Below are 17,096 nucleotides of genomic sequence, written 5' to 3'. Positions count from 1 at the left end.
CCGCACGTTGGGCCGGTCGGCTCTATTATTCCCGGCCAGCCGGGGTGTACCGCTCTTCGTGGACGGCGGCGTGCAGCGGACGCCGCTCCCGCCAGCCGAATCGTTCCAGATCCGGAACCTGCTGGAATTCGGCCACCGGGCCGATACAGAGCCAGGCGACCGGCCGGACGCCCGCGGGCAGATCCATCAGGCCGGTGAGGAAGGCCTCGTCGTAGAACGACACCCAGCCCACCCCCACCCGTTCGGCGGTAGCCGCCAGCCACAGGTTCTGGATCGCGAGAATAGTCGAGTACAAACCGGTTTCGGGTACAGTCGCCCGGCCCAGTACCTGCGGCCCACCCCGCGCGTCGTCATGGACGACCACGATGCCGGTGCCGCTCTCCTCGATTCCGTCGATCTTGATGGGCGCGAAGGTCCGCGCCCGGTCGGCGGGTAGCGAATGCGCGAAGTCGCGCCGTCGCTCGGCCACATGGGCGGCGAATGTCCGCAGGGTCGCTCGATTACGGACGATCACGAAATCCCAGGGCTGCGAGTTACCGACGCTGGGGGCGCAGTGCGCCGCCTCGAGGATCCGCCACAGGGTGGTGTCGTCGATGGGTTCCCCGGTGAACTCCGCCCGCACATCCCGGCGGGTCCGGATGGCTTCGTAAACGCTCATCTCCGCTGCACACACAGCACTATTGTGCTCCCCGGTCTCGGGTCGCGTTCAATGGTCGCGCTCTATGGACAACCCACCTGCCGACCCGGACGTCGAATGCCGACGCAACCCGTATGTGTCGAGTTCTACGAGGCACCTCGAAGGGTTGAGGCCCGTCTCGCCCCTTGACCGAAGGCGCTCAACGGTCGGCCTTCCGTGGAAGGCCGACCGCACGTCGCATGAGCCGGAGGCTCGAGTCTCGAGGCCGAAACGGTGAGACCAAGGGGGCCTCGACCCCGCGCCGCCGCAGGCGGCGCGAATACACACAGGCCCACCTCCGGCCGAGGGCGGGACGGGCCTCGACCCTTTTATGGGCCGCCTTGAAATCGGCACCGTGAATGTCCGGACGAAAGCGGCATCCCTCGCCGGCACGGGCGGTTCGGTGATCTTCACATCGCTCACCAGCACATCGAAGTGGACGCGCTGTGTGACCGGTCGGGTCCGGGAACCGCGGTGGCCGGTCTGTCGAGTGTTCGCGTCCTGCCGGAGTCTGTGCACGGCCGACGCGCGTACGGGTGCGGCGGGATCGCAGGGCGGAGCGGAGCTCGGACCCGCGACCCCACCGCTGGTGGCTCAGCCCGCCAGGGCGACCGAGCGGCGGCGGAGCCGGCGGCGGCCTTCGGCGATCGCCGTGCGCAGGCCCCGGCGCTTTCCGGTGATGGGGTCGAACGTGGAGACCGCCTGCCCGTTGAATTTCCGTTCCGAGGCCGTTTCGGGGGCGTCGTCGGCGGTGTGGCGGAGATATTTGTTGGGCAGCGCCAGTTTCAGGATGGTGCGCCATGCCTTGAAGTACTGCACCGGCAGCGATCCGGTGGTGTACGGCAGGTCGTATTTGTCGCACAGTTCGCGTACCCGCACCGCGACCTCCGCGTAGCGGTTGCTGGGCAGATCGGGGAAGAGATGGTGTTCGATCTGGTGGCTGAGATTGCCGGTCATGAAATGCATCAGCTTGCCGCCGGAGATATTGGCGCTGCCCAGCATCTGCCGCAGGTACCACTGGGCCTGGGACTCGTTGTCGATATCGGCCTTGGTGAATTTCTCGGCGCCGTCGGGGAAGTGGCCGCAGAAGATGACCGCGTTGGACCAGACATTGCGGATCACGTTCGCCGTGAGATTGGCGGTGAGGGTGTGGAAGAACGAGGGCCCGGTCAGCAACGGGTAGACGACGTAGTCCTTGAGCGCCTGCTTTTTGACCTTGGCTACTACCTCGTCGACCTTGCGGTCGAATTCCGCCCGTTCCGCGCTGCCCGGCTCGAACTTTCCGGCGGCCAGTTTCCCGAGTTCGAGGTGCTGGATCGCGACGCCGTATTCGAACAGTGACTGCAGCACCAGGTTGTAGACCGGGTTACCGATGTTGAACGGCTTCCAGCGCTGATCACGGGTGACCCGGAGCAGGCCGTAGCCGATATCGTCGTCCATTCCCAGGACGTTGGTGTACTTGTGGTGCAGGTAATTGTGGGTGTGCTTCCAGTGCTTGGACGGGCCCGCGTTGTCCCATTCCCAGTGGGTGGAGTGGATCTCCGGATCGTTCATCCAGTCCCACTGACCGTGCATCACATTGTGCCCGATCTCCATGTTCTCGATGATCTTGGCGGTGCCCAGTAGCGCCACGCCCGCCAACCAGGCGGGGGGCAGGAAACTGGCGAACAGGACCGTCCGGCCGCTGAGCTCGAGCGCCCGCTGCAGCCTGATGACATTGCGAATGTATCGGGCGTCGCGCTCGCCCCGGGTCGATTCGATGTCCCGGCGAATCGCGTCGAACTCGGCTCCGAGAGCCTCGACATCCGCCTCGGTGAGATGCGCGTATTCCTTGACATCCGAGATAGCCATGGCGGCTACCCTACCGTAAGTTACGACACCGTAGGTTTGGGGATTTGCTCAGAAAATGTGGTGTGCGCCCTATTGCGGGTACCAAAGACGAATGATAAGTGCGGGGAAACCGCGCAACCGTGCGTCACACTTGGGCCTCGATGGGGATGATCGCCTGCCGTGGCAGTCGTGTTACACCCGGTACTCGATTATCTTCCGGAATCGAACCGCGCCACTCAGGCCGAGTGGGAACGCTGTGATTTGCGTAGCGTGTGCCGGGCCCGCCGGAGTAGATCCTGCTCTTGCCGGGCCTTCGCCCGCAGGGTGCGTTCGGCGGTGCGTAGCATTTCCTTCTCTTGCTCGGCTTTGGCGCGAAGCGCGATTTTCGCCTCGTGCAACGCCCAGCGCAGACCGCGGCGTTTTCCGGTCGCCGGGTCGATACTCCACGGCCGGTTCTCCGACCCCGCGGACACGGTGACCCCGGCGAACTTGCGTTCGGAGGAGGTCTCCGGTGCATCGTCGGCGGTGCGCCGCAGGAATCGATCGGGCAGGGCGAGCTTGTGAATGGTGCGGAAGGCGAGCAGATACTGCTTGCCCAGGGATCCGGTGGTGTAGGGCAGATCGTATTTCTCGCAGAGATCTCGTACGCCGACCGCGACCTCGGGGTAGCGGTTGCTGGGCAGATCCGGGAAGAGATGGTGCTCGATCTGGTAGCTCAGATTGCCGCTCATGAAGCCCATGACCGGACCGGCGGAGAAGTTCGCGCTGCCCAGCATCTGCCGCAGATACCATTCACCGGGTGTCTCGCCCACGAGCTGTTCCTCGGTGAACTTCTCCGCGCCGTCGGGGAAATGGCCGCAGAAGATCACCGCGTAGGCCCACAGATTGCGGATCAGGTTCGCGGTGGCGTTCGCCTTCAAAGTCGACATGAAGGCCGGCCCGGTGACCGCGGGATAGAGCAGGAAATCTTTCGCTACCTGCCGGGCGATCTTGCGGACGAACAGTTTGTTCGGTTCGGAGAGGAGCTGGTTCCGCGGTGTTCCGGTGAGCTCTTTCTCGATCGCCCAATCATGCAGAGCGATGCCCCATTCGAACGCTGCGGCCAAGATGATATTGGCGATCGGCTGCACCAGGTGCACCGGCCGCCACGGTTCATCTCGGGTCATTCGCAAGATGCCGAAGCCGAGATCCTCATCCTTGCCCAACACGTTGGTATAGGTGTGATGGGAATAGTTGTGCGCCCGCCGCCACTGTGCCGACGGACCGGTCATATCCCATTCCCAGTTGGTCGAGTGGATCTCCGGATCGTTCATCCAGTCCCACTGGCCGTGGCTGATGTTGTGACCGAGTTCCATGTTCTCGATGATCTTGGCGACCGAGAGCATGGCGGTACCGGCCAGCCAGGCCCACCGGTTCCGGCTACCGAACAGGACGCCGCGGGCGGCCAGTTCCAGGCCGCGCTGGGCCGCGATCGTCCGCCGGATGTACCGGGCGTCCCGTTCGCCCAGGGACTGCTCGACCGAACGACGGATGGTGTCGAGTTCCTGTCCCAGCGTCTCGACATCCTCGGCCGTGAGGTGGGCAAAGGCTCTGATGTCGGTGATTGCCACCGGCGTCCCTTCTGTAGGCGCTGTCCGCGAAGACGGCAGCGGGATAGGCGTACCGCCGCCGACTCTTCGGTCGAGCGCGTCCGTGTGCCGACCGTCTGTCCACCCGGCTGGTCTGGTGTCGGACCGCGATAGCGCCAACGGTGCAGTTCGCACGCTGACACACGTCCACGCCGGCGGTCGGACCTGGCTTCAAGCGGGAACGCGTGTTCCCGCGATCTTCCCGGATCCGGGAAGCTACCCCGAGCGTACCCGGAAGCGGCGCTCGCCGGGTGAACCGTCGCCTGTCACATATCCAGTGTGCAATCACCCGCCGCGGCGGAGATGCACGTCTGTACCTTCTCTCCTTCGAACCGCTCCGTGCCGTTGCGCAGATCGCGGGCATGTCCCGAACTCAAGGTGACCACACAGGTCTGGCAGATACCCATCCGGCAGCCGAACGGCAGCTGAACTCCAGCGGATTCACCGGCTTCCAGCAGGGTGGTCGCGCCGTCCACGGTGACCGTGCGGCCACTTCTACCGAAGGTGACGGTGCCGCCCTCGCCGGTCGCCGACCGCTCCACCTCGAACCGCTCCACGTGCAGCGCCGATTCGAGCCCGGCCTCCTGCCAGTGCTTCTCGACCTCGTCGAGCATGCCCAGCGGGCCGCACGCCCAGGTCTGGCGCTCCCGCCAATCGGGATAGAGCTCGTCCAGGGCGGCGGTGGCGAACTTGCCCTTCTCGCCGGTGAGGTGGACGTGGGAGACGAATCCGGGATGCCGCGTGTGCAGTGCGTCGAGTTCGGCGGCGAACATCACGTCCGCGGCGGTCCGCGCCGAATGGATGTGCACCACATCGGTCACCGCGTCGCGGCGATCGAGGGCGCGCAGCATCGACATGACCGGGGTGATACCGGACCCGGCGGTGAGGAACAGCACCTTCGGCGGCGGCGGGGACGGCAGCACGAACGCGCCCTGCGGCGCGGCCAGCCGCACGATCGTCCCGGCCGACACACCGTTGACCAGGTGACTGGACAGGAAACCCTCCGGCATCGCCTTCACCGTGATGGCGATGGCCTTCTTGCCGTAGTGCGGGTCGTCCCAGTCGGGCGGGCTGGTGAGCGAATAAGACCGCCAGTGCCAGCGACCCTGCACCAGGATCCCGATACCGATGTACTGCCCGGGTTCGTAGCGGAAGTCGAAGCCCCAACCGGGTTTGATCACCAGGGTCGCCGAATCGGCGGTTTCCTTACGGACGTCGACCACCCGGCCGCGCAGTTCCCGCGCCGACCACAGCGGGTTGGCCAGATGTAGATAGTCGTCGGGGAGCAGGGGCGTGGTGACCCGCGCCACCGCGCCTCGCAGCAGATTCAGTTTGCCGCCGCGTTCGGCGATACCGGCCGCCGGTGCCTCCAGCCAGTTCTTGACACCGCGCACCGTCATCGCGTTCGGTTTCCTGCCCATTTGCGCTGTTCTTCTCCTGTGTTGTCCGCGCCCGCAGCGCGCCGTGGCACCAGGTTACGGCATCGTAGGTTGTCGTGGGGGCCCAGGTGAACGGCCTCCACGGACCCGGTTGCGGCTCACAGCGAGCGGCGGTGCCGGCGGTCCCCGGTCACAAGCGTGGGCTCACAGCAGTTCGATGAGGAACGGCAGTTCCTGGGTGGCGTACCAGGCCAGCTGATGGTCCTCGGCGTCGCCCAGTACGAACTCGGCGTCCTCGTCGCCGAGGTCGGCGGCATCGACATTGTCGACCGCCTCGGCCACCGCCGATTCGGCTTCGGCGAGGTCCAGATGAACCGACGCGACCCGCTCGTACTCGATCGGTCCGTCCAGTTTCACCACCGCGTCGTCCAGGTCCGGGCGCAGGGTCGCGCCCTCCACATCCACCGCGACGACCGCGCGGCGGTACATCGGGGTCGTGGAACCGTGCACCTCCTCGGCCAGCAGTCGCAGCGCCGCGCGCGCGGCCTCGGCCATGGCGACCTCGGCCAGCTCTTCGTCGTCGCCCGAGGCATAGGCCTCGCGGAGCGTGGGCGTGAGCGCGAAAGCCGTCCCGCCGACCGCGTGCAGTACCCGTTTGTCCACGAGCTCGCGCAGCATGGGCACGGTCGCCGGCACGTACACGCGCATGGTCCGGTCAGAGGCAGGCACCGAGTAACTCCTCCATCGATTCGGGCACCGACGCGGCCAGGACCCCGATATCGGCCATCGCCTCGCGATCGGCATTGAGTCCGTAGCAGACCCGCCCGTCGTAGGACGTGATCCCGATACTCGTCGCCTGGTTGCGCAGCAGTGGCGAAACCGGGTACATCTCCAGCATCCGCGCGCCGCCGACGAACATGGGCGTCTGCGGGCCCGGCGCGTTGGTGATCACCAGATTGAACGTATGGTCTGCGAACGTACTCGCCGCCCGCACACTCATCGCGTGCAGGCTGGCCGGAGCGAACCCGGCGAGGTGTACGAGCGTCGAGGCCCGTACGCCGTGCCGGCCGCGGGCGTCCTCGGCGGTGGCATGAGCGATATGGGACAACCGCATGACCGGGCTGGGCTCGCCGACCGGCAGATCGATCAGGAACGGGGTGATCCCGCTGGGCAGGGTGCGGCCGGTACCCGGCTCCCTGCCGTAGCCCGACATCGGCACGACCGCGCGGAGCACGCTCGATTCGGTCAGGCCCTTGTTCCGCGACAGCAGCCAGTTGCGTAGCGCGCCGGTGACCACGGCCAGCACGGCATCGTTGATCGTGCACCCCGCCTGCTGATGTACCCGTTTGTAGTCGTCGAGCTCGGTGACCGCGACGGTGAACCGGCGCTGCCGGGAGGTGCGCGTGTTCAGTGGACTGTCCGGGGTGCCGCTGGCCGCCGAGCGCACCGCGGCCACCGCGCCCTCCACCGTCCGTCCGGCCGTTCCGATGAATCCGGCGGTACCCGCACCCACCTCGCGTAGCACCTCCACCGCCGCGCCGGGCTGGGCCACCAGATGCCCGAGGGCGCCCAGCAGGAGATCGGTATCGCTGGGTTCGCGGCGGGGGATCCACGCGTCGTCCGCTATCTCGCGCGGGGACTCGGCTCCGTCGACGACGACATGGCCGATCTCCAGCGCGGCCTGCCCGTCGACGAGGGCCGCGTGCGATTTCGTGTAGATCGCGCACCGCCCCCCGCTCAGCCCTTCGATCAGATACATCTCCCACAGCGGGCGGCCCGGGTCCAGGGGCCGGGAACCCAGCCGGGCGGTCAGGTCGTAGAGCTGGTCGTCGCCACCCGGCGAGGGGAGGGCCGAACGGCGCAGGTGGTAGGTGATATCGAAGCGGCTGTCCTCCACCCACACCGGGCGCCCCAGCGACAGGGGGATCTCGCGCACCTTGCGGCGATACCGGGGCACCAGCGGCAGGCGTGACTCGACCAGATCGACCAGCCCCTGGTAGTCGAGGATCGGCTCGCCGTCGTCGCCGGTGTTGTCGAGAACGGCCAGTGACCCGATGTGTACCGGGTGGGTGGTCGATTCCAGCCGGAAGAAGTCCGCGTCCTGCGGTGTCAGCTTCGCTATCACCCTGGTGTCTGCTCCTTCGGAGTCCGGAATCCGGTCTCCATTGTGACCAGGTAGTACCTGTTCCCGCACCATTGTGTGTGATATTCCGATATGTAATTCGGAGGCTTGCGCGCGAGCTCTGGGTGATATAGCCGCCGCGGGCCCCGACCGCTCGGCGAATGTCGAACGAGGCACACTGGCCGGGTACGCGGCGGCGCCTACCATGGGAGCCGCATTACCATGAAGCAAGCTGCGGCTTCGTGGCCCCTCGTCGGGCCGCGCGCCGCCGACATCGGAGCCGAAACCGACCCAGAGGACTGACGAGACTCGTGCCTGCGCTGACACTGACGAGGTTGCTACGTTTTGGTGAGGGTCGCATGGTCAAGCGCCTCTCCCATCTCGCCGACGAGGTGATCGGGCTCGAGGGCGACTACTCCGACCTCACCGATACCGAGCTGCGTGCCAAAACCGACGAATTCCGCGAGCGCTATGCCGACGGGGAATCGCTCGACGACCTGCTGTTGGAGGCATTCGCGGTGGCACGCGAGGCCTCATGGCGGGTATTGCAGCAGAAGCACTACAAAGTGCAGATCATGGGTGGCGCGGCGCTGCATCTGGGCAATATCGCCGAGATGAAGACCGGTGAGGGCAAAACTCTGACGTCGGTGCTGCCGGCCTACCTGAACGCGATCAGCGGTGACGGCGTGCATATCGTCACCACCAACGACTATCTGGCCAAACGTGACTCCGAGTGGATGGGCCGGGTGCACCGTTTCCTGGGCCTCGAGGTGGGTGCGATCCTGGCCGGTATGACGCCGCCGCAGCGGCGCGAGGCCTACGGTGCCGATATCACCTACGGCACCAACAACGAATTCGGCTTCGACTATCTGCGCGACAATATGACCCATTCGCTGGACGATCTGGTTCAGCGCGGCCACAATTTCGCCGTGGTCGACGAGGTCGACTCGATTCTGATCGACGAGGCGCGTACTCCGCTCATCATCTCCGGTCCCGCGGACGCCTCCAGCAAGTGGTATGCCGAATTCGCCCGAATTGCCTCGCTTCTGAAAAAAGATCTCCACTACGAGGTCGATATCAAGAAACGCACCATCGGCGTGCACGAGGCGGGTGTGGAATTCGTCGAGGACCAGCTCGGTATCGACAATCTGTACGAGGCCGCCAACTCCCCGCTGGTGAGCTACCTGAACAACTCCGTCAAGGCCAAGGAGCTCTACACCAAGGACAAGGACTACATCGTCCGCGACGGCGAGGTGATCATCGTCGACGAGTTCACCGGGCGCATCCTGGTCGGCCGCCGGTACAACGAGGGTATGCACCAGGCGATCGAGGCCAAGGAAGGGGTCGAGATCCAGCCGGAGAACCAGACCCTGGCCACCATCACGCTGCAGAACTACTTCCGCCTCTACGACAAGCTCTCCGGGATGACCGGTACCGCCGAGACCGAGGCGGCCGAGTTGCATCAGATCTACAGCCTGGGTGTCATCCCGATCCCGACCAACAAGCCGCCGGTCCGTATCGACCAGGCCGACCTGATCTACAAGACCGAAGAGGCGAAATTCAACGCCGTGGTCGACGACGTGGTGGAGCGCCACCAGGCGGGCCAGCCGGTTCTGATCGGTACCACCAGCGTGGACCGGTCGGAGTATCTGTCCAAGCAGCTCACCAAGCGCGGTGTTCCGCACAATGTGCTGAACGCGAAGTTCCATGAGAAGGAAGCGCAGATCATCGCGGAGGCGGGCCGCCCCGGCACGGTGACCGTCGCGACGAATATGGCCGGCCGCGGTACCGATATCGTGCTCGGTGGCAACCCCGACATCATCACCGACACCCTGCTGCGCCAGCAGGGCCTGGACCCGGTGAACACCCCCGAGGAATACCAGGCCAACTGGTTCCACGCGCTGGAGAAGGTGAAGAAGCAGGTCGCCGAGGACGCCGAGGCGGTCAAGGAGGCCGGCGGCCTCTATGTGCTCGGTACCGAGCGCCACGACTCCCGGCGTATCGACAACCAGCTGCGCGGCCGGTCCGGTCGCCAGGGCGACCCGGGCGAATCGCGGTTCTACCTGTCGCTCGGCGACGAGCTCATGCGCCGTTTCAACGGCGCGGCGCTGGAGTCGATCATGACTCGGCTCAATCTGCCCGACGATGTGCCGATCGAGGCGAAGATGGTCTCCAAGGCCATCAAGAGCGCGCAGACCCAGGTCGAGCAGCAGAACTTCGAGATCCGTAAGAACGTGCTCAAATACGACGAGGTGATGAACCAGCAGCGCACCGTCATCTACAACGAGCGCAACCAGATCCTGCGCGGCGAGGATATGGAGGGTCAGGTCCAGAGCATGATCACCGACGTGATCACCGCCTATGTGGACGGGGCCACCGCCGAGGGTTACGTGGAGGACTGGGATCTCGACAAACTGTGGGGAGCGTTGAGAACGCTCTACCCGGTGAGCCTGAACCACCGCGACATCACCGGTGAGACCGAGGTCGGTGAGGCCGGGGAGATCACCCGTGAGGATTTGCTCGAAACCCTCCTCGATGACGCGCACTCCGCCTACGAGCGGCGTGAGTCCGAGATCGACGGCCTGGCCGGCGAGGGCAGTATGCGCACCCTGGAACGCCAGGTGCTGCTGTCGGTGCTGGACCGGAAGTGGCGTGAGCACCTCTACGAGATGGACTACCTGAAGGAAGGCATCGGCCTGCGCGCGATGGCCCAGCGTGATCCGCTGGTGGAATACCAGCGCGAGGGTTTCGATATGTTCTCCAACATGCTGGAGGGGTTGAAGGAGGATGCCGTCGGCATCCTGTTCAACGTCCAGGTGGAGGTCCAGCAGCCGCAACCCGACGGTGTCCAGGTGGGCCAGGGTCTGCGTTCCCCGATCGGCTCGCAGCCGGTGCCGCCGGAGAGCCAGTACCCCACCGAGAAGCTGCCGATCCTCAATGGCGCGCCGCCGGCCCTGCGCGCCCGCGGTATCGACGATTCGGGCCCGCGGGGCCTGAGCTACTCGGGGCCGGACGAGGGCGGCCGCACCGCGGTGCACAGCGACGCGGAGGAGTACGGCTCCGACGGGCAGACGCCGGGCACCCGGCGGGAACGCCGCGAGGCGGCCCGGGCGCAGACGAAACAGGGCCGCGGTCCCAAGACCCGGCGTAAGCACTGAGCTGGTAACAGGCGGCGCCGCTCCCGGATGTCGGGAGCGGCGCCGTCGTTGCCGTCAGGGGTGGCCGGAACGCCGCGTGGGTCGCTGTTCAGTCCAGCGCGGTGTGCTGCGGGCAGTAGGTGCCGACCGCGGCTTCCAGGAACAAGTAGGGGTATTCCACGAACGGCCGCGCTTCCTCGGCGAGATAGGCACGGTTCGCCGGGGTGTTGCCGGAGGTGCCGAGGTAATCGCATTGGGCGTGGGCGAGGGCGATCGCCGCGTCCTGTAGTTGTCGGGTCTCGTCGTCGAACGCACTGGCGCGGAGGAATTCTCGGTCGGTGAAGGGTAGTTGCGCGACGGAATCGTCCTTGCCCGCCGGGCTGTGCACACCCGCCGAACCCGGCCGCGAGGCGGCGGGCGGGTGTGCCGAGGCACTGGAGAAGCTGCCGAACACGAGCGCGGCCGTGACCGCGCCGATGGTCAGGATTTTGAGCATCATTCCTTCTGTGTTCGTTGGTGCGGGACGGGTTGTTGGGGCCGGCGAGGCCCGCCGCGACGGCTCGGACCCGGACTGTCGCGCCGACGTCTCGGTGCCGTCTCGGCCGAATAACTTCGGTGCGCGCCGCATATTAACGCGGCGGGAAGCCCGCGGTTTGCTGATTCGCCGTGCGTCGCCGAACATCCCATGAATTTGCCTGATCGATTTTCGGGAATATTGGTTGACCTGGCGTGTCCGCTGACCGTGCCCGCCCGCAGCCGGGCGTGACGGCGACCGCACGTTGATACTCGGCTCGGGGTCAGCGCATCCCCATATCGACCCGACCGCGCGGCCGAACATCGAGCGACCCAGCCGCGCAGCTACGCCGCGCCCGGCGGCGAGCGCAGCGCGGGCGCGGTCAGCGCGCGGCGGCGCGGACGAGGTCGAGCAGTTCGGTCTCGTCGAGGTCGATGCGACGGGCCGCGTCCACGAGTTGCCGGGCGAGTTCGACCACCGCCGCCCGCCCGTCCGGTGTTCCGGCGCGGACCGTGGCACCGCGCCCGCGGCGGAGTTCGATCAGCCCCTCGTCGCGCAACCGCTGATATCCCGCGAGCACGGTGTGGATACTGACGTCCAACGATGCCGCGAGTTCCCGGGCGCCGGGCAGCCGGGTACCGGCGGGCGCGGCACCGTCGGCGATCGCGCGCCGGACACAGGCCGCGATCTGGTCGGCCAGCGGTTCGGACCGCGCCGGGTCGACACGGATCAGCACCGGGGTCAGTCCGCCCGTGCGACGACACCGGCCAGGACACCCGCACCCGTGCCGGCGTCGTCGACCGAGACCACGAACCGGCGCCCCGAGCGGCGGGTCACCACGATGCCGGGCCCGGCGCGTAGCACCACGGCCGTGGCGCCCGGGATCATCCGGATACCGTACCCGCCGTACTGGAGGGGGGAGATGTCGTCGGCCGATACCTCCGTGATGTCACCGGGCCGCAGTCGCCACCGCGGCCAGCCCAGCACGCCGGTCCCCACGGTGAGACCGCGCTGGTCCACGACCACCCGCAGCAGCGCCAGGTGCGCGAGCAGCACCCCGGTGAACGCCAGTAGCACACCGGCCAGCGGCTGGGCGACGAGTCCGACCACCACCCCCATGAGCACAGCGACCACACCGGTCAACAGCATCCACGGCGACACCGCCCGCCGAGACCAGCTGACGCGTTCGGAACGCCCGAGTGGGAGGGGTTCGGCCGGTGCCGGGCCGGGTGTCACCGGGCTCGCCGGTGCGGCCAGCCAGCCCGCCGCACCGAACAGTAGCCCGGCGGCCGCCGCGGCCGCGAACGCCCAGCCCGAGAGCGTGACCCGCGTGGGATCGACGGCATCCAAGTTGGCGATGGTGCCCGCCAGCAGGATGGCGCCGACGAATCCGCCCACACCCCAGGCCGTGGCGACCAGTGACCGGATGGGGTCCAGGGGAGTATCGGCCCGGCGCGCGTTGGTGCGTACGCCCACCATGAGGATCGCGGCGAAAATGACTCCCAGGCCGAGGCCCAGACCGGCGGAGACGAACATCGTCGTTACCCGGCCGGTGAAGCCGTCGGCGCCGTCGGCGGTGAAATGGGTGGCCAGCGGGTCGGGCAGTCGGTCGGCCGCCGCGGCCAGCAACACGATGTTGGGCACGGCGGACAGGATCGGTGGGAGTCCGGCGAGTAGGCAGAGCCGGAGCGAGGTCAGGTTGGTCATGGGTACCTCCTTGTTATGATTAAACCATAACAAACGGTGCAACTGGCGGTTTGGGTGGTCCCGCGTACGTCAGCGCGCGGCCGGCGATGCACACCCGGCCGCTGGTGGAAGACCGAGTTCCGCCCAAGACGCCGAAACCCCGGGCACCGAGGGACGCGGAAGAACGACCGGCTGCCGTAACCGGCATGCTCACCACTGGTCGTTGCAGTTCAGCGCGACCAGCAGACGGCGGATCGCGGCCACTCGCCGCGCCTTGTCCGGGAGTTCGTCCAGCGCGCATTCCGGATCGGCGGGCGGGCCCAGATGTGTACAACCGCGTGGGCAGTCCTCGATCGCCGCGGCGAGGTCGGTGAAGGCCGCGATCACATCGTCGGGCGTGATGTGGGCGAGGCCGAACGACCGGATACCCGGCGTGTCGATGACCCAGCCGCCATCCGGCAGCGCCAGCGCGACCGATTGGGTGGAGGTGTGCTTGCCCTTGCCGACCCCGGACACCTCGCCGACCGCCCGCGCGGCGTCGGGAACCAGGCGGTTGACCAGGGTGGATTTCCCCACCCCGGAATGCCCCAGGAAACAGGTGAGATGGCCGGTGAGCAGGGCCGATGTCGTATCAAGGGGGTCGTCGATGCCCGCGTAGACAATGGTCAGGTCCAGATCGTCGAATGCGGTCGCGAAATCCGAGTCGCCGGCAAGGTCGTGTTTGGTGAGACACAGGACCGGTTCCAGCCCGCCCGCGTAGGCGGCCACCATGGCCCGCTCGACGAACCCGGTACGCGGCGGCGGATCGGCCAGCGCCACCACGATGAACAACTTCTCCGCGTTTCCGACCACCACCCGCTCGAACGGATCGGTGTCGTCGGCGGTGCGCCGCAGCACGGTGGTGCGCTCGGTGACCCGGATGATCCGCGCGAGGGTGTCGGGCCGCCCGGACAGGTCGCCGACCACCTCGACCCGATCACCGACAACGATGGGCGTGCGCCCCAGTTCCCGGGCCCGCATGGCCACCAGCGGACGCTGCGGATCGCCGTCGAGCACGCACCCCCAACGCCCCCGGTCCACCGACACCACCATCGCCGGCTGCGCATCGCGGTGTTCCGGGCGGGTCTTGGTCCGCGGCCGCGAACTCCGCCCGGGACGCACCCGGACATCGGATTCGTCGTAGGAGGCGGTGGTGCGGCCGCGCCGGCTCAGTGAGCCGCTCCCGGTTCGGCCGACCGCGGGTCGAGCATCGATTCCCACAGGGCGACGAAATCGGGCAGGGTTTTGGCCGTCGTCCCGATGTCCTCGATCTCGATCCCCGGTACGGCGAGTCCGAGAATCGCGCCCGCCGTGGCCATCCGGTGGTCGGCGTAGGAATGCCAGCGGCCGCCGTGCAGTGGGGCGGGGACGATCTCCAGTCCGTCCTCGGTTTCGGACACCTGCCCGCCGAGCCGGTTGATCTCGGTGGACAGTGCGGCCAGCCGGTCGGTTTCGTGTCCGCGCAGATGGGCGATGCCCCGCAGCCGGGACGCCGAATCGGCCAGTGCCGCCAGCGCCGCGACGGTCGGAGTCAGCTCGCCCACATCGTGCAGATCGATATCGATACCGGCCAGCCGGTCCGGACCGGTCACCGTGAGTGCGCCGTCACTGAAACCTGCCTCGGCGCCCATCCGTACCAGGATCTCCCGGATCACATCGCCGGCCTGTGTGGTCAGCCGCGGCCAGTGCGGAATGCTGACACGGCCGCCGGTGACCGCGGCCGCGGCCAGAAACGGGGTGGCATTGGACAGGTCCGGCTCGACCGTCCAGTCGACCGCGCGGATCGGGCCGGGGGACACGGTCCAGGTCTGTTCGCCCCGGACGTCGGTCGGCGCCTCGACCACGACATCGGCGCGGCGCAGCATCTCGACCGTCATCTCGATATGCGGCATGGAGGGCAGCGCGCTCCCGGAGTGACGCACCATTACGCCCTCGTCGAAACGGGCGCCCGACAACAGCAGACCGGAGACGAACTGCGAAGAACCGGAGGCGTCGATGGTGATGGCGCCACCGCGCAGGGCGCCGGTCCCGCGCACGGTGAACGGCAGGGCGTCCCCCTCGATATCCGCGCCGAGTCCGCGCAAGGCGTCGAGGATGGTGCGCAGCGGGCGGACCCGGGCGGCGATATCGCCGTCGAAGGCCGTTTCGCTCACCGCGAGGGTCGCCACCGGGGGCACGAAACGCATCACGGTGCCGGCCAGGCCGCAGTCGACCCGACCGCCCCGGAGCGGCGCGGGGGTGACGGCCAGGGTGTCGGCGTCGCCGATGATCTGGGTGCCCAGGGCACGTAGCGCGGCGATCATCAGACCGGTGTCACGGCTGCGCAGGGCTCCGGTGATGGTCGAGGGACCATCGGCGAGCGCCGCCAGGACCAGCGCTCTGTTCGTGATCGATTTGGAGCCGGGCAGGGTGACGGTCGCATGCACTGGGGCATCGACATGGGGCGCTGGCCAGAAACTCACCAGACCATCTTGGCGCATCGGGCCGACAGGCGTATCGGTGGTGCTCGTCAGTGTGTCGCCGGGCACCACCGATCGCGTTCGCACCTGTGGTGGCCGGACTACTTGTTCCGGCCGTGCAGCAGCGGAACCATTCGGCGCAGCATCTTCATGTTCGCCTGGGTGCGGCGGTAGCTCTGCAACGCCATCCCGGGAATCGTGAAGCGCTGCACCGCGATCGAATGCGGCCGGGCGAATTCGCGCATACCCGGCTCACCGTGGATACGACCGATACCGGAATCGGCGCTGCCGCCGAAGGGCAGCCCGGGGATGGCGGCGAAGCCGAGGACCGAGTTCACCGATGTCGCGCCGACCTTCAGCCGCCGGGCGATCTCGAGTCCCTGCTTCTTCGAGTAGACCGCGGAGGCCAGGCCGAAGGTGGTGTTGTTGGCGAGATCCACGGCCTCGTCGATGCTGTTCACCGTGGTGACGGTCACCGTCGGTCCGAAGGTCTCCTCCTTGACCGCCGCCGAGTCCTCGTCCACGTCCACCAGCACGACCGGTTCGATGAAAGGGCCCTTGATCGATTCGGGGCCGCCCAGCAGGGCTTTGCCGCCGCTGGCCAGGGCCGCGTCGATATGCTTCTTGACGATGTCGATCTGGCTCGGCATGGTCATCGGACCGTAGGCGGCGTCCTTGTCCGAACCCGGTTTCACATCCTTCAGGATGCGGGTCAGTTCGGCGAGGAACTCCTCCTTGACCGACTTGTCCACGTAGACGCGTTCCACGCCGGCGCAGGTCTGGCCGCTGTTCGAGGTGGCGCCCCAGGCGATGGCGTCGGCGGCGGCCTTCACATCCGCGTCCGCCGCCACGATCACGGGGTCTTTACCGCCGCATTCCAGCAGCACCGGGGTGAGGTTCTCGGCGGCCGAGGCCATGATCTTGCGTCCGGTGGCGGCCGAACCGGTGAACGCGATCTTGTCCACATCCGATTTCACCAGCGCGGCACCGGTCGCGCCGAAACCGTTGATCGCGACGAAAACGCCCTCGGGCAGTTCCGGATTGGCCTCGGAGAATGCCTCCGCGAGAAAATTGCCGATTCCGGTGGAGAATTCCGACGGCTTGAACACCACGGTGTTACCGGCGGCCAGGGCGTAGGCCAGCGACCCGTTAGGGGTGTAGACGGGATAGTTCCACGGTCCGATCACGCCGATGACACCCAGCGGCCGGTATTCGATGCGGGCCGAGAAGTTCGCCATCAGCGGGCCCGAGGGGATCTTCTGGGGGGACAGGACCTTCTTGGCGTGCTTGGCCGCCCAGGCGATGTGCTCGAGCGCGAGCATCAGTTCCAGAAAAGCGTCGTCGAGCGGTTTACCGTTCTCGGCGTGGATGAGCGCGCAGAATTCGTCGGATTTGGTGACCAGCCGGCTGGACCAGCGCAGCAGGGCCTTCTTCCGGCCGTCGAAACCCAGATCCTCCCAGACCGGCGCGGCGGCGCGCGCCTTCGCGACAGCCGCGCCGACCGCCTTCTCGTCGGCGATCGAGTACGTGGCCAGGGTGGCTCCTGTGGCCGGATCGACCGAGGTGAGCACCGATTCTTTCTCGGTGGCGTTTTCGGTGGTTGTCACAGGTTCTCCTCTGCGGAAG

General features: G+C 67.2%; 13 protein-coding genes. 1 reads left to right on the top strand and 12 read right to left on the bottom strand.

Features of this window, described 5'->3' with window-relative positions; genetic code table 11:
* Window positions 1-25 precede the first annotated feature (25 nt).
* The 6 genes from bluB to NGR01S_RS20565 all read right to left on the bottom strand — a co-directional run bounded on the left by bluB (window position 26) and on the right by NGR01S_RS20565 (window position 7,638).
* Complete coding sequence (bluB, locus tag NGR01S_RS20590) at window positions 26-658, bottom strand: 5,6-dimethylbenzimidazole synthase (protein WP_063039227.1); 633 nt, start codon at window positions 656-658, stop codon at window positions 26-28.
* Between the two features lie 612 nt (window positions 659-1,270).
* Window positions 1,271-2,527, bottom strand: coding sequence for a fatty acid desaturase family protein (locus NGR01S_RS20585; RefSeq protein ID WP_063039225.1), 1,257 nt, complete (start codon window positions 2,525-2,527; stop codon window positions 1,271-1,273).
* 215 nt (window positions 2,528-2,742) lie between these two features.
* On the bottom strand, window positions 2,743-4,116 hold the full coding sequence (locus tag NGR01S_RS20580; RefSeq protein ID WP_063039223.1) for a fatty acid desaturase family protein: 1,374 nt from the start codon (window positions 4,114-4,116) through the stop codon (window positions 2,743-2,745).
* Window positions 4,117-4,400: 284 nt separating this feature from the next.
* A complete protein-coding gene (locus NGR01S_RS20575; protein ID WP_373861449.1) occupies window positions 4,401-5,555 on the bottom strand; it encodes a ferredoxin reductase in 1,155 nt (384 codons plus the stop codon).
* Window positions 5,556-5,717: 162 nt separating this feature from the next.
* Window positions 5,718-6,221 carry a DUF6912 family protein gene (locus NGR01S_RS20570; protein WP_063039219.1) on the bottom strand — a complete coding sequence of 168 codons (504 nt, stop codon included), beginning with the start codon at window positions 6,219-6,221 and terminating at the stop codon, window positions 5,718-5,720.
* A gap of 7 nt (window positions 6,222-6,228) precedes the next feature.
* Complete coding sequence (locus NGR01S_RS20565; protein ID WP_063039216.1) at window positions 6,229-7,638, bottom strand: WS/DGAT/MGAT family O-acyltransferase; 1,410 nt, start codon at window positions 7,636-7,638, stop codon at window positions 6,229-6,231.
* Between the two features lie 308 nt (window positions 7,639-7,946).
* Between NGR01S_RS20565 and secA the strand changes: the two genes are divergently transcribed.
* Window positions 7,947-10,793: a preprotein translocase subunit SecA gene (gene secA / locus NGR01S_RS20560; RefSeq protein WP_084481498.1), complete on the top strand. Its 2,847-nt coding sequence runs from the start codon at window positions 7,947-7,949 to the stop codon at window positions 10,791-10,793.
* Between the two features lie 88 nt (window positions 10,794-10,881).
* On the opposite strand, the gene NGR01S_RS20555 is transcribed toward secA, so the two are convergent.
* The 6 genes from NGR01S_RS20555 to NGR01S_RS20530 form a co-directional block, all read right to left on the bottom strand.
* On the bottom strand, window positions 10,882-11,271 hold the full coding sequence (locus NGR01S_RS20555) for a DUF732 domain-containing protein (protein ID WP_063039212.1): 390 nt from the start codon (window positions 11,269-11,271) through the stop codon (window positions 10,882-10,884).
* A gap of 397 nt (window positions 11,272-11,668) precedes the next feature.
* Window positions 11,669-12,022 (bottom strand): GntR family transcriptional regulator, encoded by a 354-nt coding sequence (locus tag NGR01S_RS20550; protein WP_063039210.1) that lies wholly within the window; start codon window positions 12,020-12,022, stop codon window positions 11,669-11,671.
* A 5-nt stretch (window positions 12,023-12,027) separates the two neighbouring features.
* Complete coding sequence (locus NGR01S_RS20545) at window positions 12,028-12,993, bottom strand: SdpI family protein (RefSeq protein ID WP_063039208.1); 966 nt, start codon at window positions 12,991-12,993, stop codon at window positions 12,028-12,030.
* Window positions 12,994-13,182: 189 nt separating this feature from the next.
* The gene (gene rsgA, locus NGR01S_RS20540; protein ID WP_373861448.1) at window positions 13,183-14,052 is read right to left on the bottom strand and encodes a ribosome small subunit-dependent GTPase A; all 870 of its coding nucleotides are present in this window, start codon (window positions 14,050-14,052) and stop codon (window positions 13,183-13,185) included.
* Between the two features lie 128 nt (window positions 14,053-14,180).
* A complete protein-coding gene (gene aroA / locus NGR01S_RS20535) occupies window positions 14,181-15,491 on the bottom strand; it encodes a 3-phosphoshikimate 1-carboxyvinyltransferase (protein WP_063039436.1) in 1,311 nt (436 codons plus the stop codon).
* Window positions 15,492-15,571: 80 nt separating this feature from the next.
* Entirely contained in the window at window positions 15,572-17,077 is a 1,506-nt protein-coding gene (locus NGR01S_RS20530) for an aldehyde dehydrogenase family protein (protein WP_063039206.1), read from the bottom strand.
* Between the last annotated feature and the right edge of the window lie 19 nt (window positions 17,078-17,096).

The organism is Nocardia grenadensis NBRC 108939, assembly GCF_001613445.1.
Taxonomy (GTDB): Bacteria; Actinomycetota; Actinomycetes; order Mycobacteriales; family Mycobacteriaceae; genus Nocardia; species Nocardia grenadensis.
The sequence above is the reverse complement of the archived record's forward strand: the minus strand, read 5'-3'. Positions and strand labels throughout refer to the sequence as shown.

What these genes read in the sequence shown, in the direction of transcription:
- NGR01S_RS20575 (WP_373861449.1), bottom strand. Translation starts at nt 5,555, where the DNA reads ATGGGCAGGAAACCGAACGCGATGACGGTGCGCGGTGTCAAGAACTGG.
- NGR01S_RS20585 (WP_063039225.1), bottom strand. Translation starts at nt 2,527, where the DNA reads ATGGCTATCTCGGATGTCAAGGAATACGCGCATCTCACCGAGGCGGAT.
- aroA (WP_063039436.1), bottom strand. Translation starts at nt 15,491, where the DNA reads ATGCGCCAAGATGGTCTGGTGAGTTTCTGGCCAGCGCCCCATGTCGAT.
- NGR01S_RS20555 (WP_063039212.1), bottom strand. Translation starts at nt 11,271, where the DNA reads ATGATGCTCAAAATCCTGACCATCGGCGCGGTCACGGCCGCGCTCGTG.
- NGR01S_RS20545 (WP_063039208.1), bottom strand. Translation starts at nt 12,993, where the DNA reads ATGACCAACCTGACCTCGCTCCGGCTCTGCCTACTCGCCGGACTCCCA.
- NGR01S_RS20570 (WP_063039219.1), bottom strand. Translation starts at nt 6,221, where the DNA reads ATGCGCGTGTACGTGCCGGCGACCGTGCCCATGCTGCGCGAGCTCGTG.
- bluB (WP_063039227.1), bottom strand. Translation starts at nt 658, where the DNA reads ATGAGCGTTTACGAAGCCATCCGGACCCGCCGGGATGTGCGGGCGGAG.